We start from the raw sequence: 23,872 nt of genomic DNA, 5'->3' as shown, positions 1-23,872 counted from the left end.
CCCTTTAAGACACGGCAGCCCGCACAAACCGGAGCCCTGCGACATTTTCGCAGGCAGCTTGTTACGAATTCGGGATTGAGGGAAGATGCGCCGCGTACGCGCTACCTATCGCGGCTTTGCGAAAACTAGCCGTCCAACTATAAAAATCTCGTTAACCAAAACTTGCTGCAGACTGCACCACCTCATATATGAACGTCGGCTTGGCGTGAGGGCGAACAAGCGGGGACGGATTTCTTTGCCATCCCGTCAAAATCACTTCACAATCAATCCGTAATGGAATTGCGCGCAGAGGAACGATTTGATGGAAGAACCCTGGACGACCAATCGCGAGCCGATCGTGGCGACCGAGCTCGATGTCAAGAAGGCGACCGCGATCAATACGCTCTTGCTTCACCCCATCGGCATCCTGCCCGTCAAAGCTGGCGATCCTATCCGTCCTTTTGCGCTTGGCCTCTGGAATGAAATCCGCCCGCTCTTGAAACCCGACGTACCGGTCATGTCTCTGCGTCGCTCCACCAGTGCGTTTCTGCATTCCAAGCGATATTACCATGCCTGCGCCCAGCCGGATTCCATGCGGCACGATCTCGCCGGCAATCCCGTCGAGCCGCTTTCGGCCGAGGATAGGCTTGCCGCGCAGCAGCGCCTGATCACGCTGCGGCAAACGCAGGCCAAGGCAACGGCTCAACGCGAAGAGCCGCCACCGCCGCCAGTCTTGAGCAAAGCAGAACTCATTCGAGCCTCCCTCCTCGGCCGGCGCTCCGCCCGCTGACGCGCCTGAGCGCATCGCCTCATAGTCTCCTCCCCTTTATTGTAACAGCCCGAGTGTAAGCGCTGCCTTTGGTGTGGTGGCGCGTCGACACTGTGGGCGGCAACTCAGGTCGCATCCGCGGTAGTCCGCGGACTACCGGTCAATTGAGCTCCATCCACGAAATGGCGCCCTTGGACGCGTTCGTTCCAGTATCCTGCCCGGCCTTCAGCATGAGTGGTCCGCGGACTACACCGCTCATGCTGGAACATAGGGCGAAACGAATCACTACAACCAACGGCCTCGCTCAAAACGTCAGCATAGTAAAGCGGCAGCAGATCGAATGTCGCAACACGCTGTTGATGCGCAAAAACGCATCAAAAACTGCCTTTTATCTAAGCATTTGTAAAACGGACACGAATCGGAGCATATTGTAACTGCGTAATTCAGTAGCATTCCGTCACAATTGCGCAGTTAATTGGGAAAACAACGATGCAGCCGAGTCTCGCGCTCCAAGAAGATCAAGAGCACCTTCCAACGCTTCTGGCGACAGATGCGCAGGAATTGTCTTATCAGCTCCAGCAACATCAGGCAAAGATCTTCCCGCCTCAGTCACAGAAAACTATGCGGATGTTTTCGCCGGCCGAAGCTGCTGCCTTCATTGGTATAGGTGAGGGCTATCTCCGCCAGATCGCCGCCGAAGGCCATGGGCCTGACCCGCTTTCCAATGGGCGCCGGCTTTATGCCGCCGAGGACATGGACCGCATCCGCAAGGTGCTGGATGAGCGCAACGGCACACCCAAATATGTTCCCTGGCGCAGAGGGTCGGAAAAGCTCCAGATCATCTCGGTCATGAATTTCAAGGGCGGTTCAGGCAAAACCACCACCGCGGCTCACCTCGCGCAGTATTTGGCGCTGAGGGGCTATCGCGTGCTGGCCATCGATCTCGATCCGCAGGCGTCCTTGTCCGCTCTCTTCGGCCATCAACCGGAACTTGATGTCGGCGAAAATGAAACGCTCTACGGCGCCATACGCTATGAAGAGCCGCGTCCGATCGCCGATATCGTCCGTTCGACCTATACGCCGAACCTTCATCTGATCCCCGGCAATCTCGAACTCATGGAGTTCGAGCACGAAACGCCGCGCGCAATGGCGGCAGGTCGTGCCGAGACCATGTTCTTTGCTCGCATTGGTGAGGTTCTGACCGAGATCGAGAGTTTCTACGATGTCGTTGTCATCGATTGCCCGCCGCAGTTGGGTTTCCTGACGATGTCAGCGCTCTGCGCTGCGACATCCATCCTCATCACCGTTCATCCGCAGATGCTCGACGTCATGTCGATGTCACAATTTCTCACCATGACGAGCGAGCTCATGTCCGTGGTCGAGAATGCAGGAGGTCGCACCAGCTACGACTGGATGCGCTATCTCGTCACCCGTTTCGAGCCGAACGACGGACCGCAAAGCCAGATGACCGGCTTTATGCGCGCCATCTTCGGCAATCGCATGCTGCAGAATGCCATGGTCAAATCGACAGCCGTTGCCGACGCCGGCGTCACCAAGCAAACGCTTTATGAGGTCGATCGTGCCCAGTTCACCAGGGGCACCTACGACCGCGCTCTGGATTCGCTCAATCTCGTCAACAACGAGATCGAGACGCATCTCCGCCTGACCTGGGGAAGGAAATAAATAGATGGCGCGCAAAAACCTTCTTGAAATCTCGGCGCCAAACACGGCGCGCACGGACACGCCCGCTGCAAAGGATAATCGACCGATCGCAGGTTTCCTGCCGCAGGCGAGGGGTTCTGGACCTGTCGGCGGCATTACGAGGACGCTCGGAAACATCACCGAAAAGATGGAGCGCGCCAGCGATCTCGAGCGGCAACTGTCCGAAGGACAGACGGTCGTCGACATCGATCCCGATGTCATCGACGGATCCTTCGTTACCGATCGTCTCGAGATAGATCCAGTTGAACTCGGCCAGCTTGTCGAGCAGATACGCGAACACGGCCAGCAAGTGCCGATCCTCGTTCGCCCGCATCCAGAGTCCAAGGGACGCTTTCAGGTTGCCTACGGCCATCGCCGCCTGGCGGCCACAAAGGAACTCGGCATCAAAGTGCGCGCGGTCGTGCGGCAGCTCACGGATGACCAGCTGGTGGTCAGCCAGGGCCAGGAAAATAGCGCGCGCACCAATCTCTCCTATGTCGAGCGAGCATTGTTTGCATTGCGCCTGGAGCAACGCGACTTCGGCCGCGATGTCATCATGGCCGCACTCGGCGTGGACAAGGCAGCACTCTCCAAGATGCTGATCGTCACGAGACAGGTGCCTCTGCCACTCATCAGCGCTATCGGGCCTGCTCCCGAAATCGGTCGCAGGCGATGGTTGGAATTGGGAGAGCGCCTTGAGAGTGTTGCTGCTGAGCCGATCATCGCCGAGTTGTCCGCGGACAACTATCGGAAGATGTCGAGCGATGAACGTTTTCAGCGCGCACTCATTCTAGCAACGGGAAAGCCTGCTTCTACCAAGAGCGCTGCTGCTCCTTCATCCGTAGCCGGGGTTCCGGTGACTTTTAAGCGAACGCCGGCGCGCGCCACTTTTGTTTTCGATAGCAAGGCTGCGCCCGGTTTCGACCAGTTCGTGCAGGAGAGATTGCAATCTCTCTTCAACGAGTTTCAGCAAGGAAAGGAAACGTAACCCGCAAAAGAAAAAGGCCCCCAAACGACGTCGTCGTGGAAGCCCTTCTCTGATCTTAAGCAAATCGAGAATCGCATTTCCCCGAATCACAGTCAAGAGTCTTTGACGCCGTTTTGGTGAGCTGTCTTCTTTTGCCACAACGTAGGTGAAAGAAAATGGAAACCGAATATGTGACGACGCCCTTTGGGCGGCGGCCGATGACGCTTGTCATGTTGATAGCTCAAAGACGAGCCGAGCATGGGAAGCCCATCAGGTCCATCGACAAATGGAAGATTTATCGCGCACTCTGTGAAGCCAAGCCCCTTCTCGGGGTGACGGATCGTGCGCTTGCGGTTCTCAATGCGCTCTTGAGCTTTTATCCGAAGAACGAACTGTCGGATGATGCCAACCTGGTCGTGTTTCCTTCGAACGCGCAGTTGTCCTTGCGCGCCCATGGGATGGCCGAGCAGACCATTCGCCGCCATCTGGCTGTGCTGATCGCTGCCGGGCTTCTTGTGCGCAGAGATAGCCCCAACGGCAAGCGCTATGCTCGTCGCAGCAGGGCAGGGGACCTTAATGAGGCTTATGGCTTCTCATTGGCGCCTCTTCTCGCGCGAGCGGAAGAGATCGAACATCTCGCCGCCCAGGTTGCGGCCGAACGACTTCATATCCAGAGCCTGCGCGAGCGCATCAGCCTCCACAGACGCGATATTGCCAAGCTGATCGAAACCGCGCGTGCCGAAGCTGCAGAAGGCCCCTGGGAGACCGTCTATGTGGCTTTCCGTGCGTTGATCGATGGGCTTTCGCGTTCTCCGACGACAATGGAGCTGGAGGCACTTCTGGATAAGCTCAGCCGCCTGCACGACCAAATCATCAACCAGTTGGAAACGCACATAAAAGCCAAAAATTTAAGCGGCAATCCCTATCAAAATGAGCGGCACATACAGAATTCAGACTCCGAATCCTTCATTGAATCTGAAACCAAAGCCAAACGGCGAGAAATACCGCTGGACGATACAGAATTTCCGCGGACAACTTCAATAATCCCGGAAACCATAGCTTCCTTGGAGAAGATCGGGCTAACACCTGCAGCATCACACAGTTCTGGCACTGGAACTCGCAAGGAGGTTCTAGCGGAACTGAAATCTTTCCCGCTCGATCTCATTCTCCGCGCTTGCCCGGACATCACAGCTTACGGACCAGCAGGCACTATCAACAACTGGCGTGACTTGCTTGCAGCCTCGATCATCGTCAAATCGACACTCGATATCAGCCCTGGAGCCTATCAGGAGGCCTGCAGAACCATGGGGACAGAGAATGCGGCCACTGTGATCGCCTGCATCCTTCAACGCGCTCCACACATCAATTCTGCCGGCGGTTATCTTCGCGATCTGACACGGCGAACGGAGAAAGGAGAGTTTGCGATCGGCCCCATGCTTATGAGCCTTCTGCGGTCAAATACGACTATGACTGCCCGAAAGGTGGCCTAGTTGGTTCCAATTTCAATGTGAAAGGATAGATATCCGGTTCTGCCTAGGCCCCAAATTCGTGGCACTGATCTAATGCAGACCTAATCAAGTCTGCTGAGACGCATCAACGACAGTTTTGTTGATGCGAAAGATGGTGCGCGACCCTCGCGCAGTGCTAATGGCAGCAAAGAGCAGAATAGCTTCTGATTGAGGATTTACTCCAATGAAATCAATCGGCTAGAGACGGTGTAAAATTCAGCCTAATTGACCGAACAAGCCGTAGGAGACGCTCTTATCGTCCGCCGATACCAAGTTTTTATGCCGTTTTTACCGGCAAATGTCCATATATTTTCGCATCTGGGTTCTCGATCTAGCGCTACGGTATCCACAGGTGAGCATATTGGATGCTATGCCGATGGTGACAGAAATATCCCCAGCTAGCTTGAACAGGCGAGGCAATGATCCCGTCCGTCGCCTGTCAAATTTCCTGACTTAGCTCTCGGCCATTGTCATTGCTGATCGCAGATCGGGATCGGCTTGGCGGGCGGTGCCGGATGATCCTTCTTGTACTGGACGATGATTGGCTCGAGCGTTTCCTTGGGCCAGAATTTTGGCGTGCCGATATCCTTCAGGCAGGAGTCGTTCCAATACAATCCGGATTGGGTCGGAGAGCGGCCCGCCGCAACGGCCTTGGCGATCGCCTTGATGTCTGAAGACTCCGGATAGATGTAGAGCGTCGTCGGATTGTCCTTCACCATGGAGATGATCTGATTGGCATCCGATGCCGCCCAGCTCGTGCAGCCGTCACTACGGCCGCCGGCATATTCCACCAGCTTCCCGAGGGGAACATATCCGTCCTTATTGGCATAAGGGCTCTGCGGATCCTTCTTCATGCAAACGCCCGCGACCTTGGCGGCCGCATGTCCGCCGATCGCCCGCTGTCGCGCATTGGCGGTCTCGCCCTCACCGTCGAACTGGAGGAACGTGCGGAGATAGGCGCTCTCCTTCGTCTGGGAGAGCTTGTAGTAACCCTTGAAGGTCGTCTTCGTCTCCTCCGTGACATAAGAGCCGCCCGTCGTCAGGTTCGAGTCCATCGCGTTGCCGAAGTTCTTCGCGCACATGCGTCCATTGCCGAAGTCGGCAACACCTTTGAGATCGCGCCCGCTGCCGTGGCCCGATGAAACGACACGGAAGGTCTGTGTCGCCTCGCAAACGATATAGAACCGACCCGCGGACTTGCCATCATTCGGAGTATTCGGGCGGGTTGCATCCATGGCGAAATAGCAGGGATTTCTAACCGTGCCTTCGCTCACTTTTCGCATGTAGAGCGCGCGAGCTCTTTGCAGGACCGGTTGGGCAATCTGCCCTTCACCGGTACCGACATAAGCTCCGAGCCAGGCCGGAATGTCCGACTGCCGGGCCGCTGCCAAGGATTGCGATGTTGCGGGAATGACGAGGGCGAGGGAGCAAAGGCTGAGCATCTGGGTGACGCTTCGAAGGGCATATCTCAACCGCACGGAATTAGTTCTCCTATCAAATATCCTGGGTCCGCATGCGCCGCCGCCGGTAACAGCAATTTTGACAGTCTGCCTGCCCCACAAGCTCGGCTGTCATGCGCCCGGATCCAGAAATCATAGTTGTGCGCTGCTTTGCTGAACGAGACCCTAACAGATGCAGGAATCCTGGCTGACAAGGAAAATTGCTCGCCTGTCATTGATTGGCTTCATCCATTTTGCGCCAGCATTCTTCAGCGATCACGGCGCAAATATGGCAGACTTCAGGCGATCAGGACGCTAAGAAAGCCGTGGCAGCTAGGTTACGTCATCAGGTCGTAGCGCTGTATGCTTCTGTGATCGAGGCAAGCCATCCTCCAGATGAAAGAAGGGGAGTTGCTCGCTCACATAGCTGTGGACGGCCGGAGCGTAGAATTCCGGATGATCCATGGCGCCCAGCATCAGAAATATCTGGTGGTCGATGCGTGCGTCGCTGTAGGCAATGGGCGCTCCGCAAGTCGGGCAGAAGCTTCGTTTGATGGGATATTGACCATAGGTCGCTCCCTCGTTGCCGTGAAAAGTCACGTCCTTCGTCAGGAAGCCCACGAACGCTGCAACCGGCGCGCCCGTCGCTCTGCGGCAATCGCTGCAATGGCAGTAGCTGGTATAGAAGGGCTCGGACGAGGCCTCGAACTTAATCGCGCCGCAACGGCATCCTCCCGTATGACGTCGTGCCATGAAATTGCTCCCTGCCGAAATCTACAATCTGTCTACGAGGCTCCCGGGACGAATTTATGAGCTCAAAGCCGTATGGCTCTTTCGCGCCTGGATCATACGTCGGTGAGCTGGTCAGCCAGCTATTGCGAAGACAGATGTGGGGCGGGAAAGTCCAACACGCGACTGGTATAGCTTTCGATCAGTGCGCTGAACGGTGTTCCATCCGTCAGTTTCAACACGGCATGATGTTCGAGAAGAAAGGGTGGCAGGGCAAGAGACCCGGCACCTGATGGCGGCAGATCGGCGCCCGTTTCCCATCCTTGCGGAAGAGGCGACCAAAGCAGCTTTGCTGACAGGTTCGTGCGGGTGAAATTGAGGGCCTGAACGGCGCGACCGAAGGCGACGTCGCTCGTATCGAGCGCCTTGTTCATCTCGGCTGTGAGCTTTGCCGGCACGTACCAATTATCCGCCTCGGATAGGATGCGATCGCCACAGGCCAGCCGAACTCGGCGATAGGCGATGGGCTCGTCAGGTCCGACGGCGAGCAGCTTGCGGATTGCAGCGTCGGCCGGCTTGTCCTGACCGCGCACGCGCTGCGCAACGATTTTCGAACCTTCGGGCGCAAGCTTATGCGCAGCACACCAGCGGTCGAGCGTCAACGTGGCGCTGGCATTGCTGAGGAGATCGGCATTCAGGGTCTGCAGGATTGCCAGCGCTTCCAGACGCGAGGTCGGCGTGTCTGGCCACTGAGAGGCAGCAGACATCTCCTGCGCCGCCGCTATCTGCGCGCCAAGCGCGATGGCGATCGAACCGCCGAGGGCAATCATGCGAACGAATGACGGGGGCTTTGATGGCATGCGATGAAATCCTCTGCACAGATGATTTTACGGGCCGGAACCTGATGGCTGACAAATACGCCGTTGGCATAGATGGCAGGCATGCCGCCATTGGCAAGACCTGAAAAGATTGTTGCAGGCAGGCGCGGCAACTGGCCGCAAAATCGTCCGGTGTCTTCCTCACCGTATAGGTGCCTACGATCCGATCGCGTTCAGACCGGTGATGGCAACCTGGATGAGGCCAGCCGTGGCGACGAAGGCCAGCGCGGAGACGAACAGCGCCGCCAGGATCAGCAATCCGTCCCGTGCCATCAGCGCGACCGAGATCGCCACGAGCGCAAAGACCGGCATATAGTTGCCGAGCGGGATCGGCAGGACAATCGCAACCGCTAGCAGGAAGATCGGAAAGGACAGCAGCCATTGCATGGTGCCGCCCGTAAAGACGGACAGCCGACCGGGGCGCACAACGGTTTCGATCCTGGCGAGGATCGGTGCGCTGTAGCGTACGATGAGATCGACGATCGCCGGCGAAAGCCGGCGACGACTGAGAAAGGCCGGCAACCATATCGTCCGCCTTCCTAGTGCGATCTGCGCCGCCACCAGGGCGAGCGCGCTCCCGAAGACGACACCGAACGGCCCAGGTATCGGAATCAGGGCGGGTAGGGCGAGAAAGAGGATGGTAAAGGCCGTGCTCGTGCGCCCGAGGCCGCAGAGCACCTCACCAATGGAGATGCCGGCCTGCTCATGGGCGAGCCTGGTGAGACCATGCAGGCGAGCGGACGCCCTGTCATCCTGCTCAGTTGTGCCGGTGGCCTGTTCTGTCATCCGAGGTCACCAGATGAGGCTGACGGAATCCCTTGCTTGCGCAAAGTTTCAAGCTTCATCGGCGCCTGTGCTCCTTCCCTGGATAAGCTTGATGACGGGCGCGCAAGCCGGATTATTCTTGTCGAGCAGATCGGCAGGGCTGCTCCAACCGGTCGAAAGGCTGATGACGGTGGAAATGGTCCAGAAGGTGTCGTCCGACGCACGCTGCACCAGCGCCGGCACTTCGGACGAGAGACATGCCTGCGACTGCCTGACGATCTCGACCGGCTGACCGGCCGCCGCCGCATGGCGCTCGATCTCGGCTTGAAGAGGACCGAGGGCGAAAGTTGCAAAGAGGGAAGCGAGGAGATTGGAGATCATATCTGGTCCTTGTCGAACATCTGCTTGAAGGGGGGGAGGGACGATGCCCGCGCGGAGCGGGCACCTCGCTGCATCAGGCCTGTTCGGCCTTGTCGCGGGTTTTCAGCAGGCTCCAGCCGACGCCGCTTGCGATGATGGCGAAGGTGATGCCGAGCGAGAGGGCGGCAGGGAATTTTTCCAGGCCCAGCATGTCAGCGACGAAGATTTTCGAGCCGATGAAGACGAGCACGATGGCGAGCGCCGGCTTCAGATACTGGAAGCGGTGAATCATGGCGGCGAGTGCGAAGTAGAGGGCGCGCAGGCCGAGGATCGCGAAGATGTTCGACGTATAGACGATGAATGGATCGGTCGTGATGGCGAAGATCGCGGGAACCGAATCCACGGCAAAGATCACGTCGGCCACTTCGATCAGCACGAGCGCCATGAAGAGCGGCGTGATGAACCACACCATTTTTCCATTCTGCGGGTGCGGCTGTTTGACGAAAAAGCGTTCGCCGTGATGGTGGTCGGTGACGTTGAAGCGGCTGCGCATGAAGCGGACGAGCGGGTTCTTCGACACATCCGGTTCTGTATCCTTAACGATCAGCATCTTGATGCCGGTAATGATGAGGAAGGCGGCAAAGACATAGAGAAGCCACGAGAATTCGGCCACGAGCGTCGCGCCGACGCCGATCATGATCGCGCGCAATACGATGACGCCCAAAATGCCCCAGAAGAGCACGCGGTGCTGATAGAGGCGGGGTACGGCAAAGAAGGCGAAGATGAGGGCGATGACGAAGACGTTGTCGAGAGCCAGCGTCTTTTCGACGACGAAACCCGTCATGTAGGCAAGGCCGGAATCAGCCCCGAGATACCACCATACCCAGCCGCCGAAGGCGAGACCGAGGGTGATGTAGAGAACCGAGAGCTTGATGCTCTCGCCGACGCCGATCTCCTTGTTTTCCTTATGCAGGACCCCAAGGTCGAATGAGAGGATGGCGATGACGAGCGCAAGGAAGCTCGCCCACATCCAGAGCGGCTTTCCCAGCCACTCGACGAAGAGCAAAGACGTTTCCATGACGGAAAACCTCTGTCGGCGCGATGTCGGGAAAGGTCCGACATCGCAAGAGCGCCGACGGCTCTCACCAGAGGGGCCCGGACCAGCGGGTTGGCCAATAGCTGGGAAGCGCATGTTTGCGTTTCAAGGGCTCGTGCGCATTTTGCAAAGACGGCAACGTCACTTGCCCGTCTAATCCTTGGTCCGGCCGATGTGAATGCTGTAAACGCTTGCCCGTTCCTGCGCGACGGAATCGGCCAGCACGGGGGGAATTTCCACATGGGCGCTATGCCGCGCGAGGATGTGGAATCCCTTCGGAAGGCTGGCCGCGATGCGGTCGATGATCTTTTCGTAATCGACGATCAGCATCTCCCGTCCGGCCATGAGGTCGAACAGCAAGGGATCGGCGATCACGCGCTCATTTTCACAAAACCAGTAGGAGGAGATCGTCAGGTCGGGAAGATAGCCGATCTGCGCCGGTAGGTTTCGTTGTTCGAACTGGAAGCGTCCCGGCAACCCGGCGGCTGACATCAATTCCCTGGCGAGAGAAAGCTGATGTTCGGATATGTCCAGCCCGTGAAGCTCAAGCTCGGGATTGTCGGCGAGATGGGCAAAGGCGAGGCTGAAGGCGCCCGAGCCACAGCCGAGATCACATACCCTTGTATATTTATGGGCCGTCACTTCGAGACAGCTGAGTGCTTGCAGGCATTTCAGTGAATTTCGCATTCCGAACGCACGTGTAAAGGCATCGGCGGAACGGCTGTAATCGAATATCTCGATCTGGCGCCTGCTTTCGACAGCATTGCGCAAGGCAATGGAATCGTTGCTGGGATGGTATAGATGATTACATCTGAGCAGGACGTCGGCAAATTCTTCGAAATACCGCGTCTGTACGTCCGTGCCTGTCATGTAAGCCTGTCCCCGCCAAGGATATTCTCTTTGACGTGATTGGAAAGGCTGTATGCGCCGAAAGCAAGCCCTCAAAAATTGCCCTTGACGCTCGATAGGGCAGGGTCTTGCAACTGCGAGCATCGAATACCGCTGCTGTGTTAGCCTTGTGGTAGAGGGATCGGAAATCCTTCGAAGGTTTTGAGGGTGTCGAGCACGATCGCCGTCTTCACGTGCTGAACCGATTCATGCGGCAGCAGCACATCGTTGACGAAACGGGAGAGATCGGTAAGCCCGCGCGTAGCGACCTTCAGGTGATAGTCCATTTCGCCTGTCAGCGCATAGGCTTCCAGCACCTCCGGCAGTCCGTTGATGAGCTGCGAAAACCGGCGGGCATTGTCTCTGTTGTGGGTGGCAAGCGTCACGGAGATGACCACCAACATGTCCAACCCCAGTCGCTGTCGGTCGAGATTGGCGTGGTAGCTACGAATATAGCCTTCCGCCTCCAGCCTAGTCCGGCGGCGCGAGCATTGCGACGGCGAAAGGGCAATACGCTCGCCGAGCTCGTTGTTCGTCAATCTGCCGTCTTTCTGAAGCTCTTCCAGCAGGCGCAGATCCAATTTGTCGAGCTGTTCATCCATTGCGCAAAACCCTCAGAATCCTCACGAAGCCTGTACGAATCTTGCCTTTTTTCTGGAGAGTTACAAGCTTCCTGGGTGAGTCCTAGGTCAAATCTTGCGCAGTTGAACGCGATAATTTTCGAAGCTTTTGGACCGAGTGGGTTGCACAGCCACCCACGTTCGCGCCATCTCTTTAGATGTCGCACATACAATCAGCCTTCCTTAGTGGTTGCCCGTTTGGAATCTCCGGTTGCAGAAAGTTGACTCCTTTTTACGTGATTGTCATCTGGCTTTTATAAGTGGGAGGCGGGAAGCAACCAAACGCAGGGGGTAAAAATGCGTAAACTTCTTCTCGCCATGATGTCTGCGACCGTAATGTCCGGCGCAGCCCATGCAGCGACAGTCTATCCGTTGGACCGGGCAACGGTACTCGCCGGCTCTCCATTCGATTTCAAGGTGGAATTCAGCAAGGTTGTGAAGCCGGAAGACGTGAAGGTCACGGTCAACGGCGAAAGCTACGACGCGGTTTTCGGCAAGGCGGCTGATTTCGTCGCCGAAGAAAAGGGCGCTGAGGACAAGGTTCTCGGATCTGCCCTGATCCTGCGTGGCGTCAAGCTCGCAAAGCCGGGCCAATACAAGGTCGAGGTCGCTGCCGGCGACGAGAAAAAGTCCGTCAATTGGGATGTCTACGGCACCTCGGCCACGCCGAAGGCCAAGAACATCATCTTCCTGCTCGGCGATGGTCTCTCCGTGGCCCATCGTACCGGTGCCCGCATCATGTCCAAGGGCATGACGGAAGGTAAGGCCAATGGCCGTCTCTCCATGGACGACATCCCGCCGGTCGCCTTCATCGGCACGTCCTCGACCTCGGCGATTGCCACCGACAGCGCCAACACCATGTCGGCCTACATGACCGGCCACAAGTCCGCCGTGAACGCACTCGGCGTCTATGCCGACCGTACCCCGGCGAGCCTTGACGACCCGAAGGTCGAAACGATCGGTGAAGCCCTGCGCCGCACCGGCAAGAAGTCGCTCGGCATCGTCACCACGGCTGAAGTCGAAGATGCGACGCCGGCAGCGCTGGTTTCCCATACCCGCAAGCGCGGCGACAAGGCCGAGATCGTCGGCATGATGTATGACGTCAAGCCGGATGTCCTGCTCGGCGGCGGCTCGGCCTACTTCCTGGCGAAGAGCGTCCCGGGCTCCAAGCGCAAGGACGACAAGGACTATATCGCGCTCTTCAAGGACGCCGGCTACGCCGTTGCCACCGACAAGAACGAACTGGCCGCCGCTGCCGGCTCCAACCAGGACAAGCTGCTCGGCCTCTTCCACACCGGCAACCTCGACGTGGCGCTCGATCGCGAATTCCTGAAGAAGGGCACCGTTGATAAATTCCCGAACCAGCCAGGCCTCGTCGACATGACCAAGGTCGCGCTCGACAAACTCGCCAAGAATCCCGAAGGCTTCTTCCTGGTGGTCGAGGGTGCATCGATCGACAAGATGAGCCATCCGCTCGACTGGGATCGTGCCCTGGTCGATACGATCGAGTTCGACAAGGCCGTCGCCGTTGCCCGCGAGTTCCAGGTGAAGAACCCGGACACGCTGATCGTCGTCACCGGTGACCACACGCATGGCGTCTCGATCATCGGCACGGTCGACGATAACAAGCCGGGCACCGAAATGCGCGAGAAGGTCGGCACCTATGCAGCCGCCGGCTTCCCGAACTACGAGGACAAGGATGGCGACGGCTATCCGGACCGCGTCGATGTTTCCCGTCGTCTGTTCATCGCCGCCAACAACGGCCCTGACCATTACGAGACCTTCCGTCCGAAGCTCGACGGTCCTTTCGTTCCGGCGATCCAGAACGAGAAGAAGGAATATGTCGCCAACGAAGCCTACAAGGACGTGCCCGGTGCCGTCTTCGTGCAGGGCAACATCCCGAAGGACGAGGACAGCGGTGTCCACGCCGTTGACGATGTCGTACTGCAGGCAGCAGGCCCTGGTGCCGAAGGCTTCCGCGGCTACATGGAACAGAGCGACGTCTATCGCGTGCTGGCCGACACCTTCGCGCTCGGCACCGAAAAGATGTAAGTCCTTACGGATCGTGTGAACATGGACAGGCGGCGTCAAAGCCGCCTGTCTCTTCATCTTTCATGGGGGTATGCGATGTCCGGGGACAAGATCGCCACCATCAATCGTCGGAGCTTTTTGGCCGCTGCCGCGGTTTTGCCTGTCATGGGTATCGCAACCCGCGCGGACGCCTCCGAAAAGCTAGGCTTCGGCGAGCTCTACAAGAGTTTCGGCCCGCTCGGGCTCGAATTTTCCGACAAGGTAAAGCAGCTGAGCGGCAAGGAAGTCGCCATCAACGGCTTCATGGCGCCGCCCTTGAAGGCGGAGGCCGCCTTCTTCGTGCTCACGGAAATCCCGATGTCGCTCTGCCCGTTCTGCTCTTCCGATGCCGACTGGCCCGACAATATCCTGGTCGTCTATCTCTCCTCCAAGCAGACATTCGTGCAGTACAACGCGCCGATCATGGCACGGGGCGTGCTGGAATTCGGCTCGTGGACCGACCCCGAAACCGGCTTCATCAGCCAATTGCGTCTGCGGGACGCCTCGTTCAGGACAGTCTGACCTCTATGCTCGCTCTCGATGTTTCCGGCTTGAAGATGCATTTTCCAGGCCTGGCTGCGCCGGTTCTCGCGATTGACCGGCTTCACCTACCGGCGGGCGGCAGGCTTGCGATCACGGGTGCCTCCGGTTCCGGCAAGAGCACGTTCGTCAATGCCATTACCGGACTGGAAGATGTCACGCATGGCAATATCGCCTGGAGCGGCACGGAGATCACACGCCTCTCCTCCGGTCGGCGCGATGCCTTTCGCGCGCGCAATATCGGCCTCGTCATGCAGGATTTCCATCTGTTTCCAGGCTTGTCCGCCTTCGAAAATGTCGTGCTCCCCGTCAAGCTCTCGCGGCGTCTTACGCCGGACGAGCGGGCACGCGCTCTCCATCTGCTGTCTATAACCGGTATTGACCGTCCGCAGCAGAAGATCGAAACCTTGTCGCGCGGTGAGATGCAGCGTGTCGCCGTCGCTCGCGCCCTTCTGTCGCGTCCCGGCGTCGTCGTCGCCGACGAACCCACCGCCAGCCTCGACCGTCAGGCGGGCAATGAAGTTGCGGAGCTTCTGCTGCAATTGTCGGCGGAGGAGGGGACGACGCTTATCGTCGTTACACACGATGCCATCCTTGCCGAGCGTCTCGGCCGCCATATCAACCTGGCGAGCGGGCGCATCGAGGAAGACAGCCAAGAGGTTGCCGCGCAATGATCACGTTCATTCTTGCCGACCTCAGGCGTTTCTGGAGTGGGGCGCTCGCCGTTGTCGTCCTCATTGCCCTATCTGTTGCCCTGAGCGTGACCGTGACGCTGCAGGAACGGGCCGTCCGGCTCGGCAGTGCGCGAGCCGCGGAAAAGTTCGATCTGCTTGTCGGAGCTGCCGGCAGCGAGACGCAGCTGGCACTTTCAGCCGTCTTCCTGCAGCCGGCGCCGCTGCCGCTGATGGAGGGTGCGGTCCTTTCCCGCCTTGCCAACGATTCGCGTGTCGAGCTCGCAGCACCCGTCGGCTTCGGCGATTCCGCTTACGGGCATCCGATCGTCGGCACGACGACGGGCCTGATCTCATCTCTTTCGCCGTCGTTGGCGCAGGGTGCAATGTTCTCGCACCTTGGCGAGGCGGTCGTCGGCTCCGATGTCGCCTTGTCGGCCGGTGCCGAGATCAAGCCGATGCATGGCGCGGCCGAAACCGGCGGCGAAACCCATACGGCCATTGCCTACAAGGTCACGGGCCGCATGGCGCCGACCGGCACGGCCTGGGACCGCGCGATCCTGGTGCCGATCCGTGCCGTCTGGCAGCTGCATGGCATGCATGGAGCGGAAGACCATCACGACCATGATGGCGACGAGGCGGATGCGCATGGCGCGACAGAGCCGCATGAGCACGCCGGTGGCCACGAAGAAGGTCACGACCACGGGCATGGCCACGTTGACGCGGATGCACCGCTCGATGAGCATTTTGACGCGCAAACGCCTGGCGTGCCCGCCGTTCTCGTCAAGCCGAAGACGATTGCCGATGCCTATCGCTTGCGGCAGGAATACCGCAGCGGCACGACGCTTGGCGTCTTTCCGGGCGAGGTGCTAACCAGGCTCTATGCGACGCTCGGCGATGCCCGCAGTCTGCTTCTGGCGATCGCACTTGGGACCCAAGCGATCGTCATTGCCGCGATCGTGCTTGTCACCATCATGCATGTCGGTTCGCGGCGGCGGCAGATCGGCGCCTTGCGGGCGCTTGGCACGCCGGTCCGCTCGATCGTCGCGCTCGTCTGGGGCGAGCTCTTCGTCCTCTTTGTCGCCGGTATCCTGCTTGGCATCGCGCTAGGCTATACTGCAGCATTGATAATTTCCGCCAGGCTGGCGGCATCGACCGCGGTACGCTTGCCCGTCGGCTTCTCCCTGGACGATTTCTGGCTTGTCGGCGGCTTTGCAGCGGTTGCGGCGATCATCTCCATCGTGCCGGCGTTCAGTGCCTTGCGCTCCAGCCCGGCGGCGGCGCTGCGCGCCTGACGGCGCGTTCGCAAAAGTCGACCTGAAACTGGATTGCAAAACTCCTCTTTATTGACTAAAGCCATTTCGCGTATCTGATGGAGGATCCCGCGATGGCGAACAACGCACGCAAAATCGCTTCTGTATTTGGTCTGCTCGCCGTGCTGGCAGCAAGTTCTGTCGTTGCGGAAGAGGCTAAGGGCGTTTCCGTAACGGATGACCGGGGCGTCAAGGTCGACGTACCTGCCCAGCCGAAGCGCATTGCTGCGATCTCCTATTTCGCCGACGACGTCGCGCTCGCTCTTGGCATCAAGCCGGTCGCCAGCACCTACATGACATCAGGCCGGCAGCCGGATTTCCTCCTTGGCCTGACCTCGCAGATGGCGCAGATCGGCCAGCGCGCCAAGCCCAATCTCGAACTGTTGTCGCAGGCCAAGCCCGATCTCATCGTCGCGATCCGCCGTTATACGGTCGGCAACGCGCCGCAGCTGGAAAAGATCGCGCCCTATCTTGCCTACAACATGGAGCTTCTGACCGAGAGCGACAAGGAAATTGCCGAGTTCTCGAAGATCCTCGGCAAGCCCGAACGCGGCCTGCAGCTCAACGCCGACTTCCACAAGCACCTCGACGAGATCGCCGCCAAGGCGCCGAAGAACGTGCATCCGCGCTTTGCGATCATGTGGGGCGGCGAGACGCCCTTCGCCTTTCATACGGAAAATACCTCAGCCTCGATCGTTGCCGCTATCGGCGGCGACAATATCGCCGGACCGAAGACACCAGGCGGCCCCTTTGGCATCGATCTGAGCCTCGAAACCATGCTGGAGAAAGACCCCGAAGTTCTCTTTATCTACGACTCCGGTCCGGATCGCCCGCATGAGAACAATCCGATCTGGCAGGAACTGACCGCCGTCAAGAACAAGAGGGTCTTCTACGTCGGCGATCAGTGGGTCGAGACCAATGGTCCGATCGCGCGCGAAATCGTGCTGCGTGAAGCCGCGCATTATCTCTACCCGGACGCTTTCCCGGCCGTCGATGTGAGGGCGGAAGCCGCCAAGATCATTCCCGCCGATATCCAGAAGTAAGATGCTTCGGGCCGTGGCCACGATGGATGCGCGCAAATCACTGGCTGTGATCGCGCTCCTCGTTGCTGCGACCCTGATGATCGTTTTCATCGGCCTGCTGCCCGGCGCGAAAGTTCTGACGATCGCGGACGCAAGCCGCGCCTTCTTCTCACCGGACGGCAAGGTCAATTCCATCCTTGTCTGGACGCTACGCTTGCCGCGAAGCCTCGCGGCCGCGCTTGCGGGTGCCGGGCTAGCGGTCTCCGGCTATCTCCTGCAGACGTTGACGCGAAATCCGCTCGCCGATCCCGGAATTACAGGGGTCACCGCCGGTGCGATCACGCCGATCGTCTGCTGTTTCGTTTTTCTCCCCTGGCTTTCCTCCGCCTATTATCCCTTCGTCGGCCTTGTGGGCGGCCTGGCGGCCGCTGCCGTTACCTTCTGGGTCTCGAAAGGTGGGCAGGGGCGGCCGCTGCATCTGGCGCTTGGCGGCGTCAGCGTCTCGCTGTTTCTCGGCGCGATCACCATCTACGTGCTGCTTTTGACCGGGCCGCAATCGACATCGCTTCTGTTCTGGCTTTCCGGCGGCTTCCAAGGGCGCTCCTGGCTGCACCTCGCCTATATGCTCCCCTGGGTTGCCGTCGGGGTTGCGGGTGCTCTGGCGCTCCATCGCGTCATCGGCATGTTCGCACTCAGCGATCATGCCGCCGCCGGCATGGGAGTGCAGCTCAATCTCTGGAAGCCCGTGCTGCTCGTGCTCGGCGTCTGTCCTGTCGCCGGTGTCGCGCCCGTCGCTGGGCCGGTCGCCTTCGTCGGGTTGGCCGCGCCGCATATCGCCCGCCTGCTGAAGCCGCGCGGTGCCGCATGGGAAATCGCGCTCTGCGCTGCCATCGGCGCGCTGATCGTCACGGTCGCCGATCTCATCGCCCGCACGGTCGCCATTCCGAAGGAGCTTCCCGTCGGCATCATCACGGCGTTGATCGGCGGACCAGTCTTTATCTATCTCATCCAGCGCGGCCGCCTTCAATTCCGGGGGCATGGCCTATGACTGTCGACACCCCCGTCACGTATCTGCCGCGAAGAGGCATGCTGCCGATCGTCATCGTCATTGCGCTTCTGTCGCTGATTGCCTCGATATTCCTCGGCGTTGTCGATCTGCCGGCGGCGGATGTGCTTGCCGTTCTCAGCGGCAAGGGCTCGCCCGAGGCGCAATCGATCATTCTCGATATCCGTCTGCCGCGAATCGTCACCGGTATTCTTGCCGGCATTCAGTTCGGCGTCGCCGGCCTGCTCCTGCAGACGATCACGCGAAATCCGCTTGCCGATCCATCGCTGATGGGGGTATCGCAGGGCGCGACGCTGACCGTCACGCTGTTCCTGCTCTTCACGGTCTATATCTTCAGTCCCGGCGACAATACGGTGGCGGAACTGCCGATCGCTTGGCTTCCGGTCGCGGGCCTTGCGGGCGGAATGATCGCCGGCGGCATCATTTACCTGCTCGCCTTTCGGCTCGAACTCAGCCCGCTGCGCATCACGCTTTGTGGTGTCGCGATAGGCGCAGTCCTGCACGCGCTTGCTGTCGGCCTCATCGCGGGCTGGGGATCGGCGCGCATCGAGATCATTCTCGAATGGCTTTCGGGCAGCCTCTATGCACGCACCTGGGACCATGCGCTGTTTCTCCTGCCGTTCACGATCGCAGGCCTCCTCATCCTGCCGGTGATCTATCGGCCCGTGGTCATGCTGCAATTCGATGCGCAGGTCGCCCGTTCGTTCGGCCTTGCCTATCGCCGGCAGTTTTCCATTGTCCTCCTGGTTTCCTGCGCCCTTGCGGCAAGCGCGGTCGGTGCCGTTGGCCCGATCGTCTTCGTTGGGCTTGTCGTTCCGCATCTAGCGCGTTTCCTCGCCGGCCGGCATTTCCCCTTGGTTCTGCCGCTGACAGTCGTTCTCGGCGCCATCTTCGTCACCCTGGGCGATCTGATCGGCCGCCTCGCCGGGCAGGCGGAGGAAGTGCCGATCGGGGTCGTCACCGCGATTGTCGGTGTGCCTGTCCTGCTTGTCCTCTTGAGAAAAATTCCCTGAGATCGCCCATGCCGCTATCCTGTTCGCAACTCTCCGTCTTCTATGGTCGCCGCAAGGCGTTGAACGGCTTCGGGCTTGCCATGCAGAAGGGTGAGATCCGGGCGCTGATCGGTCCGAACGGCTCGGGCAAGAGCACGGCTCTGCAGGCGCTTGCGGGTCTGATTGCCCCGGCGGAGGGGCAGGTGACGATCGAGGATGTCTCGGTCTCAACCATGTCGCGGCGTGTGATCGCCAAGAAGCTCGCCTTTCTGCCGCAGCAGCCCTCTGCGCCGGATGAGATGACGATCGCGCAACTGGTGCGGCAGGGCCGCTTCGCTCATGTCGGGCTTTTCCGCAGCTATGACCATAGGGATGAGGAGGCGATCGAATGGGCACTGGAAAGCACCGGGCTTTCGAGCCTTGCCGACCGCACCCTGCAGGAGCTTTCCGGTGGCGAGCGGCAGCGGGCCTGGATCTCCGCAGCGCTTGCGCAGGAAGCCGGTATATTGCTGCTCGACGAGCCGACCTCGTTCCTCGATATCGGCTATCAGGTCGAGGTGCTGGATCTCGTTCATCGTCTGAGCCGCGAAAGGGGCGTCACCATCATCATGGCGATCCACGATATCAATCAGGCGATCGCGGTCAGCGACCGCATCTCACTACTTGAAAAAGGCGAGCTGCGCTTTGACGGCGAGCCGAGGGCGCTCGCCGAAAGCGGGCTGATCGAGAAGACCTTCCGGGTGAAGGGGCGGTTCGTGCAGGTCAGCCCCGACGCGCCGCCGCATTTCGATGTCGAGCTGACGCGGCTCAGTCATTAAGAGGCTTGACGAGCCGGAAGACGATCTTGGTCTGGGTGTAATAGTCGAGCGCATCGGCAAAGTCGGGTGTCCAGCCATCCTCGATGAAAGGGATGAAACCGTCATACTCAAGCTTGCGGCCGGAGACTGCGAAACCTGCTTTCGAGAAGGCGCGGCCGTAGTCCGAAATCGAGCGATCCTGGACGACTGTGTTGGTTCGCTTGGCGACGAGGTCGCGCCACTTCGGCCAAAGCGGATTGTCGGTATGGCAGCCGGTGACGGCATAATAGACGCCGCCGGGCTTCAATGCCTTCCAGATATCCGCGGCGTGGGCATGAATATCCTCGACGAGATAGATGACCTCGTGGCTGATCGCGAGATCGAACTCTTCGACCCAGCCTTCGAGCGTGCTACCAACCGCATGCTGGACCGGCAGGTTGCCCTTGAAAGCTTCGGCCTTGGCGATCGACTGCTCGGCGATGTCGATGCCGAGTGCCTTGCGAAAGGGTCTGATGGCATAGAGATGGCGCAGAAGACCGCCCTGGTTGCAGCCGAAGTCGACGACGCTCTTGGCGGACAGATCGCACTCTACGATCAGGTCGATCAGATGTCTCCAGATCGGCGCATGGCCGTCCGCCATCCTGTCCTCCGCATCCGGATCGACATACCAGGTGGCGATCGTCTTCTGACCTTCTTGGCTCATCGGCTTTCTCTCCAGGCTATTCAAAACGTTCCTGTCTTTAGGACGGACTTTGGCCCATGACTAGGTTTCGAAACCCAAAAGCCGTGCAGGCAGAAGATTTTATCTGCTGCAGTAATCCGGAGAATAGAGGCCCTGCAGTCAATGCAGGCGCTGACCATTCGATGGATCGAACAGATGCGCCTTTGCCGGATCGATCTTGAGCTGGATCGGCTGGCCGGGAGAGACGGAGAGGCGGTCCCTGACGGCGGCGACGATCGACTGCGCGCCGGCCTGCAATTGCAGATGCGTGTCCGAGCCGGTTGGCTCGATAATGATGACCTTGGCCTGTACGCCATCTGTATCGACGGCAATATGTTCCGGGCGAATGCCGAGCTGGACGGATCGACCGAGATGGCGGCGGGCGCTTTCCGGCAGCGGCCAATGCAGGTTTTCCGCGTCCTGCAGCCCCAACCTTCCGTTTCGATCGATGACGAGGCCATCTATGAAGTTCATCGATGGCGAGCCGATAAAGCCGGCGACGAAGCTGTTGGCCGGCGCATCGTAGATTTCGAGCGGCGAGCCGATCTGCTCGATATGGCCGCCACGCATGACGACGATACGGTCGGCCATGGTCATGGCCTCCATCTGGTCGTGCGTGACATAGACCATGGTGGTGCCGAGACGCTGGTGCAACGTCTTGATCTCAGTGCGCATCTGCACGCGCAATTTGGCATCGAGATTGGACAGCGGTTCGTCGAACAGGAAGACAGCGGGGTTGCGGACGATGGCGCGGCCCATCGCCACGCGCTGACGCTGCCCGCCCGACAATTGCCGGGGATAGCGATCGAGGAGGGCGGCGAGATCGAGGATCGCAGCCGCATCGTTCACCTTCTGCTCGATCTCCTGCTTGCTGCGGCGCGCGAGCTTCAGCGAAAAGGCCATGTTGTCGCGCACGGTCATATGCGGATAGAGCGCATAGGACTGGAAGACCATGGCGATGTCGCGCTCGTTGGGTTCGAGATCGTTGACAACGCGGTCGCCGATTTCGATCTCGCCGTCGCTGATTCCTTCCAGCCCGGCGATCATCCGCAGCAGGGTGGACTTGCCGCAGCCCGAGGGTCCGACAAGCACCATGAACTCGCCGTCCTGTGCCGTGACGGAGACGCCATGCAGCACTTCGAGCGCGCCGTAGCGCTTGATGGCGTTGCGAATGGTCAGTTTCGCCATGGATATCTCTCCCGAAATCGCGGCCGGCGCTTCAGCGCCCGCCCATGCCCGCATTGAGGGCGATGCTGTTGTAGATGAGCTTCTGCAGGATGATCGCTAGGAAGACGCCTGGAAGCATGGAAAGGGTGGCCCCGGCCATCAAGTAGTTCCACTGCGTGCCTTGCTGCGTCTGGAACAGGGTGAGGCCGACGGGCAGGGTGGCATTGTCGGCACCGGTCATGACGATCAGCGGCCAGAGGAAGTTGTTCCATTGTCCGATGAAGGTGAAGAGCGACAGAAGCCCGATCGCCGGCATGGACAGCGGCACGATGATGCTGACGAGGATGCGCAGGCGCGAGGCGCCATCGATCCTTGCCGCCTCCTCGAGTTCCATCGGAATGGAGAGGAAGAACTGCCGCATCAGGAATGCGCCGAAGGTGCCGAAGGAGATCGGCAGGATCACGCCGGGGAAGGTGTTGACGAGCCCGAGCTTGTTGACGATCAGAAACAGCGGAATGATCAGCATCAGCGGTGGCACCATCAGCGTGCCGATATAGCCGAGCAGCAGCGTTTCGCGCGCCCTGAATTTCAGCCGCGCGAAGGCGTAGCCGGACAAGCAGGAGACGACGACGGTGATGGCCGTCACGCAGATGGCGATGATGGCGCTGTTGAGGAAGAAGCGGCCAAAGGGCAGCTGGGTCCAGGCGGCAGCAAAATTACCCCATTCGAAGACTTCGGGCAGGATACGCGGGGGGATCGCCGTCACCTCGGCGTTGGAGCGCACCGCATTCGATACCATCCAGAAGAAGGGAAAGAGAAAAGCGATCGCAACGAGGGTGATTGCCAGGTGATTGACGACATCGAGCACTAGCTTTCGGCGTGCTCTGGTTTCGGATTTAAGCGTCATAATGCACCCATTTGCGCTGGAACCAGAATTGCAGGGCGGTCAGCGCCATGATCAGCGCAAACATCACCCAGGCGATGGCCGAGGCATAGCCCATCTGGAAGTTCTGAAAGCCGCGCTGGTAGATGGCGTAACCGAGCGTCGCGGTCGACGATCCCGGCCCACCCTTGGTCATGACGAAAATCTGGTCGAAGACCTGCAGTGAGGTGATCGCCGTCATGACGGTGCCGAAAAACAGGGTGGGCGAGATCAGCGGCAGGCGGATTTTCCAGAAGCGGTCCCAGGCCGTGGCGCCATCGATGCGCGCTGCTTCCAGATAGGTTGCCGGTACCATGTCGAGCGCGGCATTGAAGAGAACCGTATTATAGCCGACGCCAGCCCAGATCGAGGTGAGGACGACGGCCTGCATGGCAAGCGTGCGATCGTTCAACACACCCGAGAATGGCAGGGACAACGCCGCCATCATGCTGTCGAACAGGCCGCCGCTCGTAAAGATCAGCATCCAGACCATGGCGACGGCGATGAGAGGGGTGAAGGTCGGCAGAAAGAAGATCACCCGGAACCAGCGCTGACCGATCTTCAGGCTCGAGATCCAGGTCGCAAGCCCCAGCGAGATAACGATATTGAGCACCAGATATTCGACCGTGAAGAAGATGGTGTTGCGCATGACCGTCCAGAATTGCGGATCGGTCGTGAACAGACGCAGATAGTTGGAGAAGCCGACGAAGCGCGGCGTGCCGAGCAGCTGCCAATTGGTGAAGCTGAGCGCGATCGAGGCGATGATCGGCAGGACGAGGAACAGGAAGATGCCGACCAGGCCCGGCAGCAGGAAGAACAAGGCTGTCCATCCCTCGCCTCTGAACCATCTGCGCGAGCGCGGCCTTGGTCTTGCGATCATGTCGGTGTGCTT

24 protein-coding genes are annotated in these 23,872 nt (G+C 59.5%); 12 read left to right on the top strand and 12 right to left on the bottom strand.

The window, feature by feature from the left end:
- Nucleotides 1-301: 301 nt before the first annotated feature.
- From AC13Q5_RS19355 to repC, 4 genes are all read left to right on the top strand, one after another.
- Nucleotides 302-769: a ProQ/FINO family protein gene (locus AC13Q5_RS19355; RefSeq protein WP_488502809.1), complete on the top strand. Its 468-nt coding sequence runs from the start codon at nucleotides 302-304 to the stop codon at nucleotides 767-769.
- Nucleotides 770-1,237: 468 nt separating this feature from the next.
- Nucleotides 1,238-2,431 carry a plasmid partitioning protein RepA gene (gene repA, locus AC13Q5_RS19350; protein WP_488502808.1) on the top strand — a complete coding sequence of 398 codons (1,194 nt, stop codon included), beginning with the start codon at nucleotides 1,238-1,240 and terminating at the stop codon, nucleotides 2,429-2,431.
- 4 nt (nucleotides 2,432-2,435) lie between these two features.
- On the top strand, nucleotides 2,436-3,437 hold the full coding sequence (repB, locus tag AC13Q5_RS19345) for a plasmid partitioning protein RepB (RefSeq protein ID WP_488502807.1): 1,002 nt from the start codon (nucleotides 2,436-2,438) through the stop codon (nucleotides 3,435-3,437).
- A gap of 155 nt (nucleotides 3,438-3,592) precedes the next feature.
- Nucleotides 3,593-4,906, top strand: a complete 1,314-nt coding sequence (gene repC, locus AC13Q5_RS19340) for a plasmid replication protein RepC (RefSeq protein ID WP_488502806.1) — start codon at nucleotides 3,593-3,595, stop codon at nucleotides 4,904-4,906.
- 488 nt (nucleotides 4,907-5,394) lie between these two features.
- Here the strand turns inward: repC and AC13Q5_RS19335 are convergent, their stop codons facing one another.
- The 8 genes from AC13Q5_RS19335 to AC13Q5_RS19300 all read right to left on the bottom strand — a co-directional run bounded on the left by AC13Q5_RS19335 (nucleotide 5,395) and on the right by AC13Q5_RS19300 (nucleotide 11,681).
- A complete protein-coding gene (locus tag AC13Q5_RS19335; protein ID WP_488502805.1) occupies nucleotides 5,395-6,402 on the bottom strand; it encodes a hypothetical protein in 1,008 nt (335 codons plus the stop codon).
- 294 nt (nucleotides 6,403-6,696) lie between these two features.
- Complete coding sequence (locus tag AC13Q5_RS19330; protein ID WP_488502804.1) at nucleotides 6,697-7,116, bottom strand: GFA family protein; 420 nt, start codon at nucleotides 7,114-7,116, stop codon at nucleotides 6,697-6,699.
- 119 nt (nucleotides 7,117-7,235) lie between these two features.
- Nucleotides 7,236-7,952, bottom strand: a complete 717-nt coding sequence (locus AC13Q5_RS19325; RefSeq protein WP_488502803.1) for a hypothetical protein — start codon at nucleotides 7,950-7,952, stop codon at nucleotides 7,236-7,238.
- 174 nt (nucleotides 7,953-8,126) lie between these two features.
- Nucleotides 8,127-8,756 (bottom strand): exopolysaccharide biosynthesis protein, encoded by a 630-nt coding sequence (locus AC13Q5_RS19320; protein WP_488502802.1) that lies wholly within the window; start codon nucleotides 8,754-8,756, stop codon nucleotides 8,127-8,129.
- A 48-nt stretch (nucleotides 8,757-8,804) separates the two neighbouring features.
- Nucleotides 8,805-9,116, bottom strand: a complete 312-nt coding sequence (locus tag AC13Q5_RS19315) for a hypothetical protein (protein WP_075852822.1) — start codon at nucleotides 9,114-9,116, stop codon at nucleotides 8,805-8,807.
- 73 nt (nucleotides 9,117-9,189) lie between these two features.
- A complete protein-coding gene (locus tag AC13Q5_RS19310) occupies nucleotides 9,190-10,173 on the bottom strand; it encodes a TerC family protein (RefSeq protein ID WP_075852821.1) in 984 nt (327 codons plus the stop codon).
- A gap of 171 nt (nucleotides 10,174-10,344) precedes the next feature.
- A complete protein-coding gene (locus AC13Q5_RS19305; protein ID WP_075852820.1) occupies nucleotides 10,345-11,061 on the bottom strand; it encodes a class I SAM-dependent methyltransferase in 717 nt (238 codons plus the stop codon).
- A 140-nt stretch (nucleotides 11,062-11,201) separates the two neighbouring features.
- Entirely contained in the window at nucleotides 11,202-11,681 is a 480-nt protein-coding gene (locus tag AC13Q5_RS19300) for an Lrp/AsnC family transcriptional regulator (RefSeq protein WP_488502801.1), read from the bottom strand.
- A gap of 315 nt (nucleotides 11,682-11,996) precedes the next feature.
- Between AC13Q5_RS19300 and AC13Q5_RS19295 the strand changes: the two genes are divergently transcribed.
- From AC13Q5_RS19295 to AC13Q5_RS19260, 8 genes are all read left to right on the top strand, one after another.
- On the top strand, nucleotides 11,997-13,751 hold the full coding sequence (locus tag AC13Q5_RS19295; protein ID WP_488502800.1) for an alkaline phosphatase: 1,755 nt from the start codon (nucleotides 11,997-11,999) through the stop codon (nucleotides 13,749-13,751).
- 75 nt (nucleotides 13,752-13,826) lie between these two features.
- Nucleotides 13,827-14,291: a hypothetical protein gene (locus AC13Q5_RS19290; protein WP_488502799.1), complete on the top strand. Its 465-nt coding sequence runs from the start codon at nucleotides 13,827-13,829 to the stop codon at nucleotides 14,289-14,291.
- Between the two features lie 5 nt (nucleotides 14,292-14,296).
- The gene (locus AC13Q5_RS19285) at nucleotides 14,297-14,983 is read left to right on the top strand and encodes an ABC transporter ATP-binding protein (RefSeq protein ID WP_488502798.1); all 687 of its coding nucleotides are present in this window, start codon (nucleotides 14,297-14,299) and stop codon (nucleotides 14,981-14,983) included.
- On the top strand, nucleotides 14,980-16,275 hold the full coding sequence (locus AC13Q5_RS19280; RefSeq protein WP_488502797.1) for an ABC transporter permease: 1,296 nt from the start codon (nucleotides 14,980-14,982) through the stop codon (nucleotides 16,273-16,275). The genes AC13Q5_RS19285 and AC13Q5_RS19280 overlap by 4 nt, the downstream gene beginning before the upstream one ends.
- Before the next feature lie 92 nt (nucleotides 16,276-16,367).
- Complete coding sequence (locus tag AC13Q5_RS19275) at nucleotides 16,368-17,336, top strand: ABC transporter substrate-binding protein (RefSeq protein ID WP_488502796.1); 969 nt, start codon at nucleotides 16,368-16,370, stop codon at nucleotides 17,334-17,336.
- A gap of 22 nt (nucleotides 17,337-17,358) precedes the next feature.
- The gene (locus tag AC13Q5_RS19270) at nucleotides 17,359-18,363 is read left to right on the top strand and encodes a FecCD family ABC transporter permease (RefSeq protein ID WP_488503029.1); all 1,005 of its coding nucleotides are present in this window, start codon (nucleotides 17,359-17,361) and stop codon (nucleotides 18,361-18,363) included.
- 38 nt (nucleotides 18,364-18,401) lie between these two features.
- Nucleotides 18,402-19,394, top strand: coding sequence for a FecCD family ABC transporter permease (locus AC13Q5_RS19265; RefSeq protein ID WP_143525428.1), 993 nt, complete (start codon nucleotides 18,402-18,404; stop codon nucleotides 19,392-19,394).
- An 8-nt stretch (nucleotides 19,395-19,402) separates the two neighbouring features.
- On the top strand, nucleotides 19,403-20,191 hold the full coding sequence (locus AC13Q5_RS19260) for an ABC transporter ATP-binding protein (RefSeq protein WP_488502795.1): 789 nt from the start codon (nucleotides 19,403-19,405) through the stop codon (nucleotides 20,189-20,191).
- Here AC13Q5_RS19260 and AC13Q5_RS19255 read toward each other — a convergent pair.
- From AC13Q5_RS19255 to AC13Q5_RS19240, 4 genes are all read right to left on the bottom strand, one after another.
- Nucleotides 20,181-20,873, bottom strand: a complete 693-nt coding sequence (locus tag AC13Q5_RS19255; RefSeq protein ID WP_488502794.1) for a class I SAM-dependent methyltransferase — start codon at nucleotides 20,871-20,873, stop codon at nucleotides 20,181-20,183. The two genes, AC13Q5_RS19260 and AC13Q5_RS19255, sit on opposite strands and share 11 nt — an antisense overlap.
- A 138-nt stretch (nucleotides 20,874-21,011) precedes the next feature.
- Nucleotides 21,012-22,079 carry an ABC transporter ATP-binding protein gene (locus AC13Q5_RS19250; RefSeq protein WP_488502793.1) on the bottom strand — a complete coding sequence of 356 codons (1,068 nt, stop codon included), beginning with the start codon at nucleotides 22,077-22,079 and terminating at the stop codon, nucleotides 21,012-21,014.
- Nucleotides 22,080-22,110: 31 nt separating this feature from the next.
- Nucleotides 22,111-22,965 (bottom strand): carbohydrate ABC transporter permease, encoded by an 855-nt coding sequence (locus AC13Q5_RS19245; protein ID WP_488502792.1) that lies wholly within the window; start codon nucleotides 22,963-22,965, stop codon nucleotides 22,111-22,113.
- Complete coding sequence (locus AC13Q5_RS19240) at nucleotides 22,955-23,860, bottom strand: carbohydrate ABC transporter permease (protein ID WP_488503028.1); 906 nt, start codon at nucleotides 23,858-23,860, stop codon at nucleotides 22,955-22,957. Before AC13Q5_RS19240 ends, AC13Q5_RS19245 begins: the two co-directional genes overlap by 11 nt.
- Nucleotides 23,861-23,872 lie beyond the last annotated feature (12 nt).

It is taken from the genome of Martinezella sp. CNPSo 3964 (assembly GCF_057784375.1).
Note: the sequence above shows the minus strand (reverse complement) of the source record. Positions and strands in the feature narration are given on the sequence as shown.

Coding starts and splice junctions, on each gene's coding strand:
- AC13Q5_RS19310 (WP_075852821.1), bottom strand. CDS start 10,173: ATGGAAACGTCTTTGCTCTTCGTCGAGTGGCTGGGAAAGCCGCTCTGG.
- AC13Q5_RS19250 (WP_488502793.1), bottom strand. CDS start 22,079: ATGGCGAAACTGACCATTCGCAACGCCATCAAGCGCTACGGCGCGCTC.
- AC13Q5_RS19265 (WP_143525428.1), top strand. CDS start 18,402: ATGCTGCCGATCGTCATCGTCATTGCGCTTCTGTCGCTGATTGCCTCG.
- AC13Q5_RS19270 (WP_488503029.1), top strand. CDS start 17,359: ATGGATGCGCGCAAATCACTGGCTGTGATCGCGCTCCTCGTTGCTGCG.
- AC13Q5_RS19305 (WP_075852820.1), bottom strand. CDS start 11,061: ATGACAGGCACGGACGTACAGACGCGGTATTTCGAAGAATTTGCCGAC.
- AC13Q5_RS19245 (WP_488502792.1), bottom strand. CDS start 22,965: ATGACGCTTAAATCCGAAACCAGAGCACGCCGAAAGCTAGTGCTCGAT.
- AC13Q5_RS19275 (WP_488502796.1), top strand. CDS start 16,368: ATGGCGAACAACGCACGCAAAATCGCTTCTGTATTTGGTCTGCTCGCC.
- AC13Q5_RS19285 (WP_488502798.1), top strand. CDS start 14,297: ATGCTCGCTCTCGATGTTTCCGGCTTGAAGATGCATTTTCCAGGCCTG.
- repA (WP_488502808.1), top strand. CDS start 1,238: ATGCAGCCGAGTCTCGCGCTCCAAGAAGATCAAGAGCACCTTCCAACG.
- repC (WP_488502806.1), top strand. CDS start 3,593: ATGGAAACCGAATATGTGACGACGCCCTTTGGGCGGCGGCCGATGACG.
- AC13Q5_RS19320 (WP_488502802.1), bottom strand. CDS start 8,756: ATGACAGAACAGGCCACCGGCACAACTGAGCAGGATGACAGGGCGTCC.
- AC13Q5_RS19255 (WP_488502794.1), bottom strand. CDS start 20,873: ATGAGCCAAGAAGGTCAGAAGACGATCGCCACCTGGTATGTCGATCCG.
- AC13Q5_RS19240 (WP_488503028.1), bottom strand. CDS start 23,860: ATGATCGCAAGACCAAGGCCGCGCTCGCGCAGATGGTTCAGAGGCGAG.
- AC13Q5_RS19260 (WP_488502795.1), top strand. CDS start 19,403: ATGCCGCTATCCTGTTCGCAACTCTCCGTCTTCTATGGTCGCCGCAAG.
- AC13Q5_RS19295 (WP_488502800.1), top strand. CDS start 11,997: ATGCGTAAACTTCTTCTCGCCATGATGTCTGCGACCGTAATGTCCGGC.
- repB (WP_488502807.1), top strand. CDS start 2,436: ATGGCGCGCAAAAACCTTCTTGAAATCTCGGCGCCAAACACGGCGCGC.
- AC13Q5_RS19330 (WP_488502804.1), bottom strand. CDS start 7,116: ATGGCACGACGTCATACGGGAGGATGCCGTTGCGGCGCGATTAAGTTC.
- AC13Q5_RS19315 (WP_075852822.1), bottom strand. CDS start 9,116: ATGATCTCCAATCTCCTCGCTTCCCTCTTTGCAACTTTCGCCCTCGGT.
- AC13Q5_RS19325 (WP_488502803.1), bottom strand. CDS start 7,952: ATGCCATCAAAGCCCCCGTCATTCGTTCGCATGATTGCCCTCGGCGGT.
- AC13Q5_RS19280 (WP_488502797.1), top strand. CDS start 14,980: ATGATCACGTTCATTCTTGCCGACCTCAGGCGTTTCTGGAGTGGGGCG.
- AC13Q5_RS19290 (WP_488502799.1), top strand. CDS start 13,827: ATGTCCGGGGACAAGATCGCCACCATCAATCGTCGGAGCTTTTTGGCC.
- AC13Q5_RS19300 (WP_488502801.1), bottom strand. CDS start 11,681: ATGGATGAACAGCTCGACAAATTGGATCTGCGCCTGCTGGAAGAGCTT.
- AC13Q5_RS19355 (WP_488502809.1), top strand. CDS start 302: ATGGAAGAACCCTGGACGACCAATCGCGAGCCGATCGTGGCGACCGAG.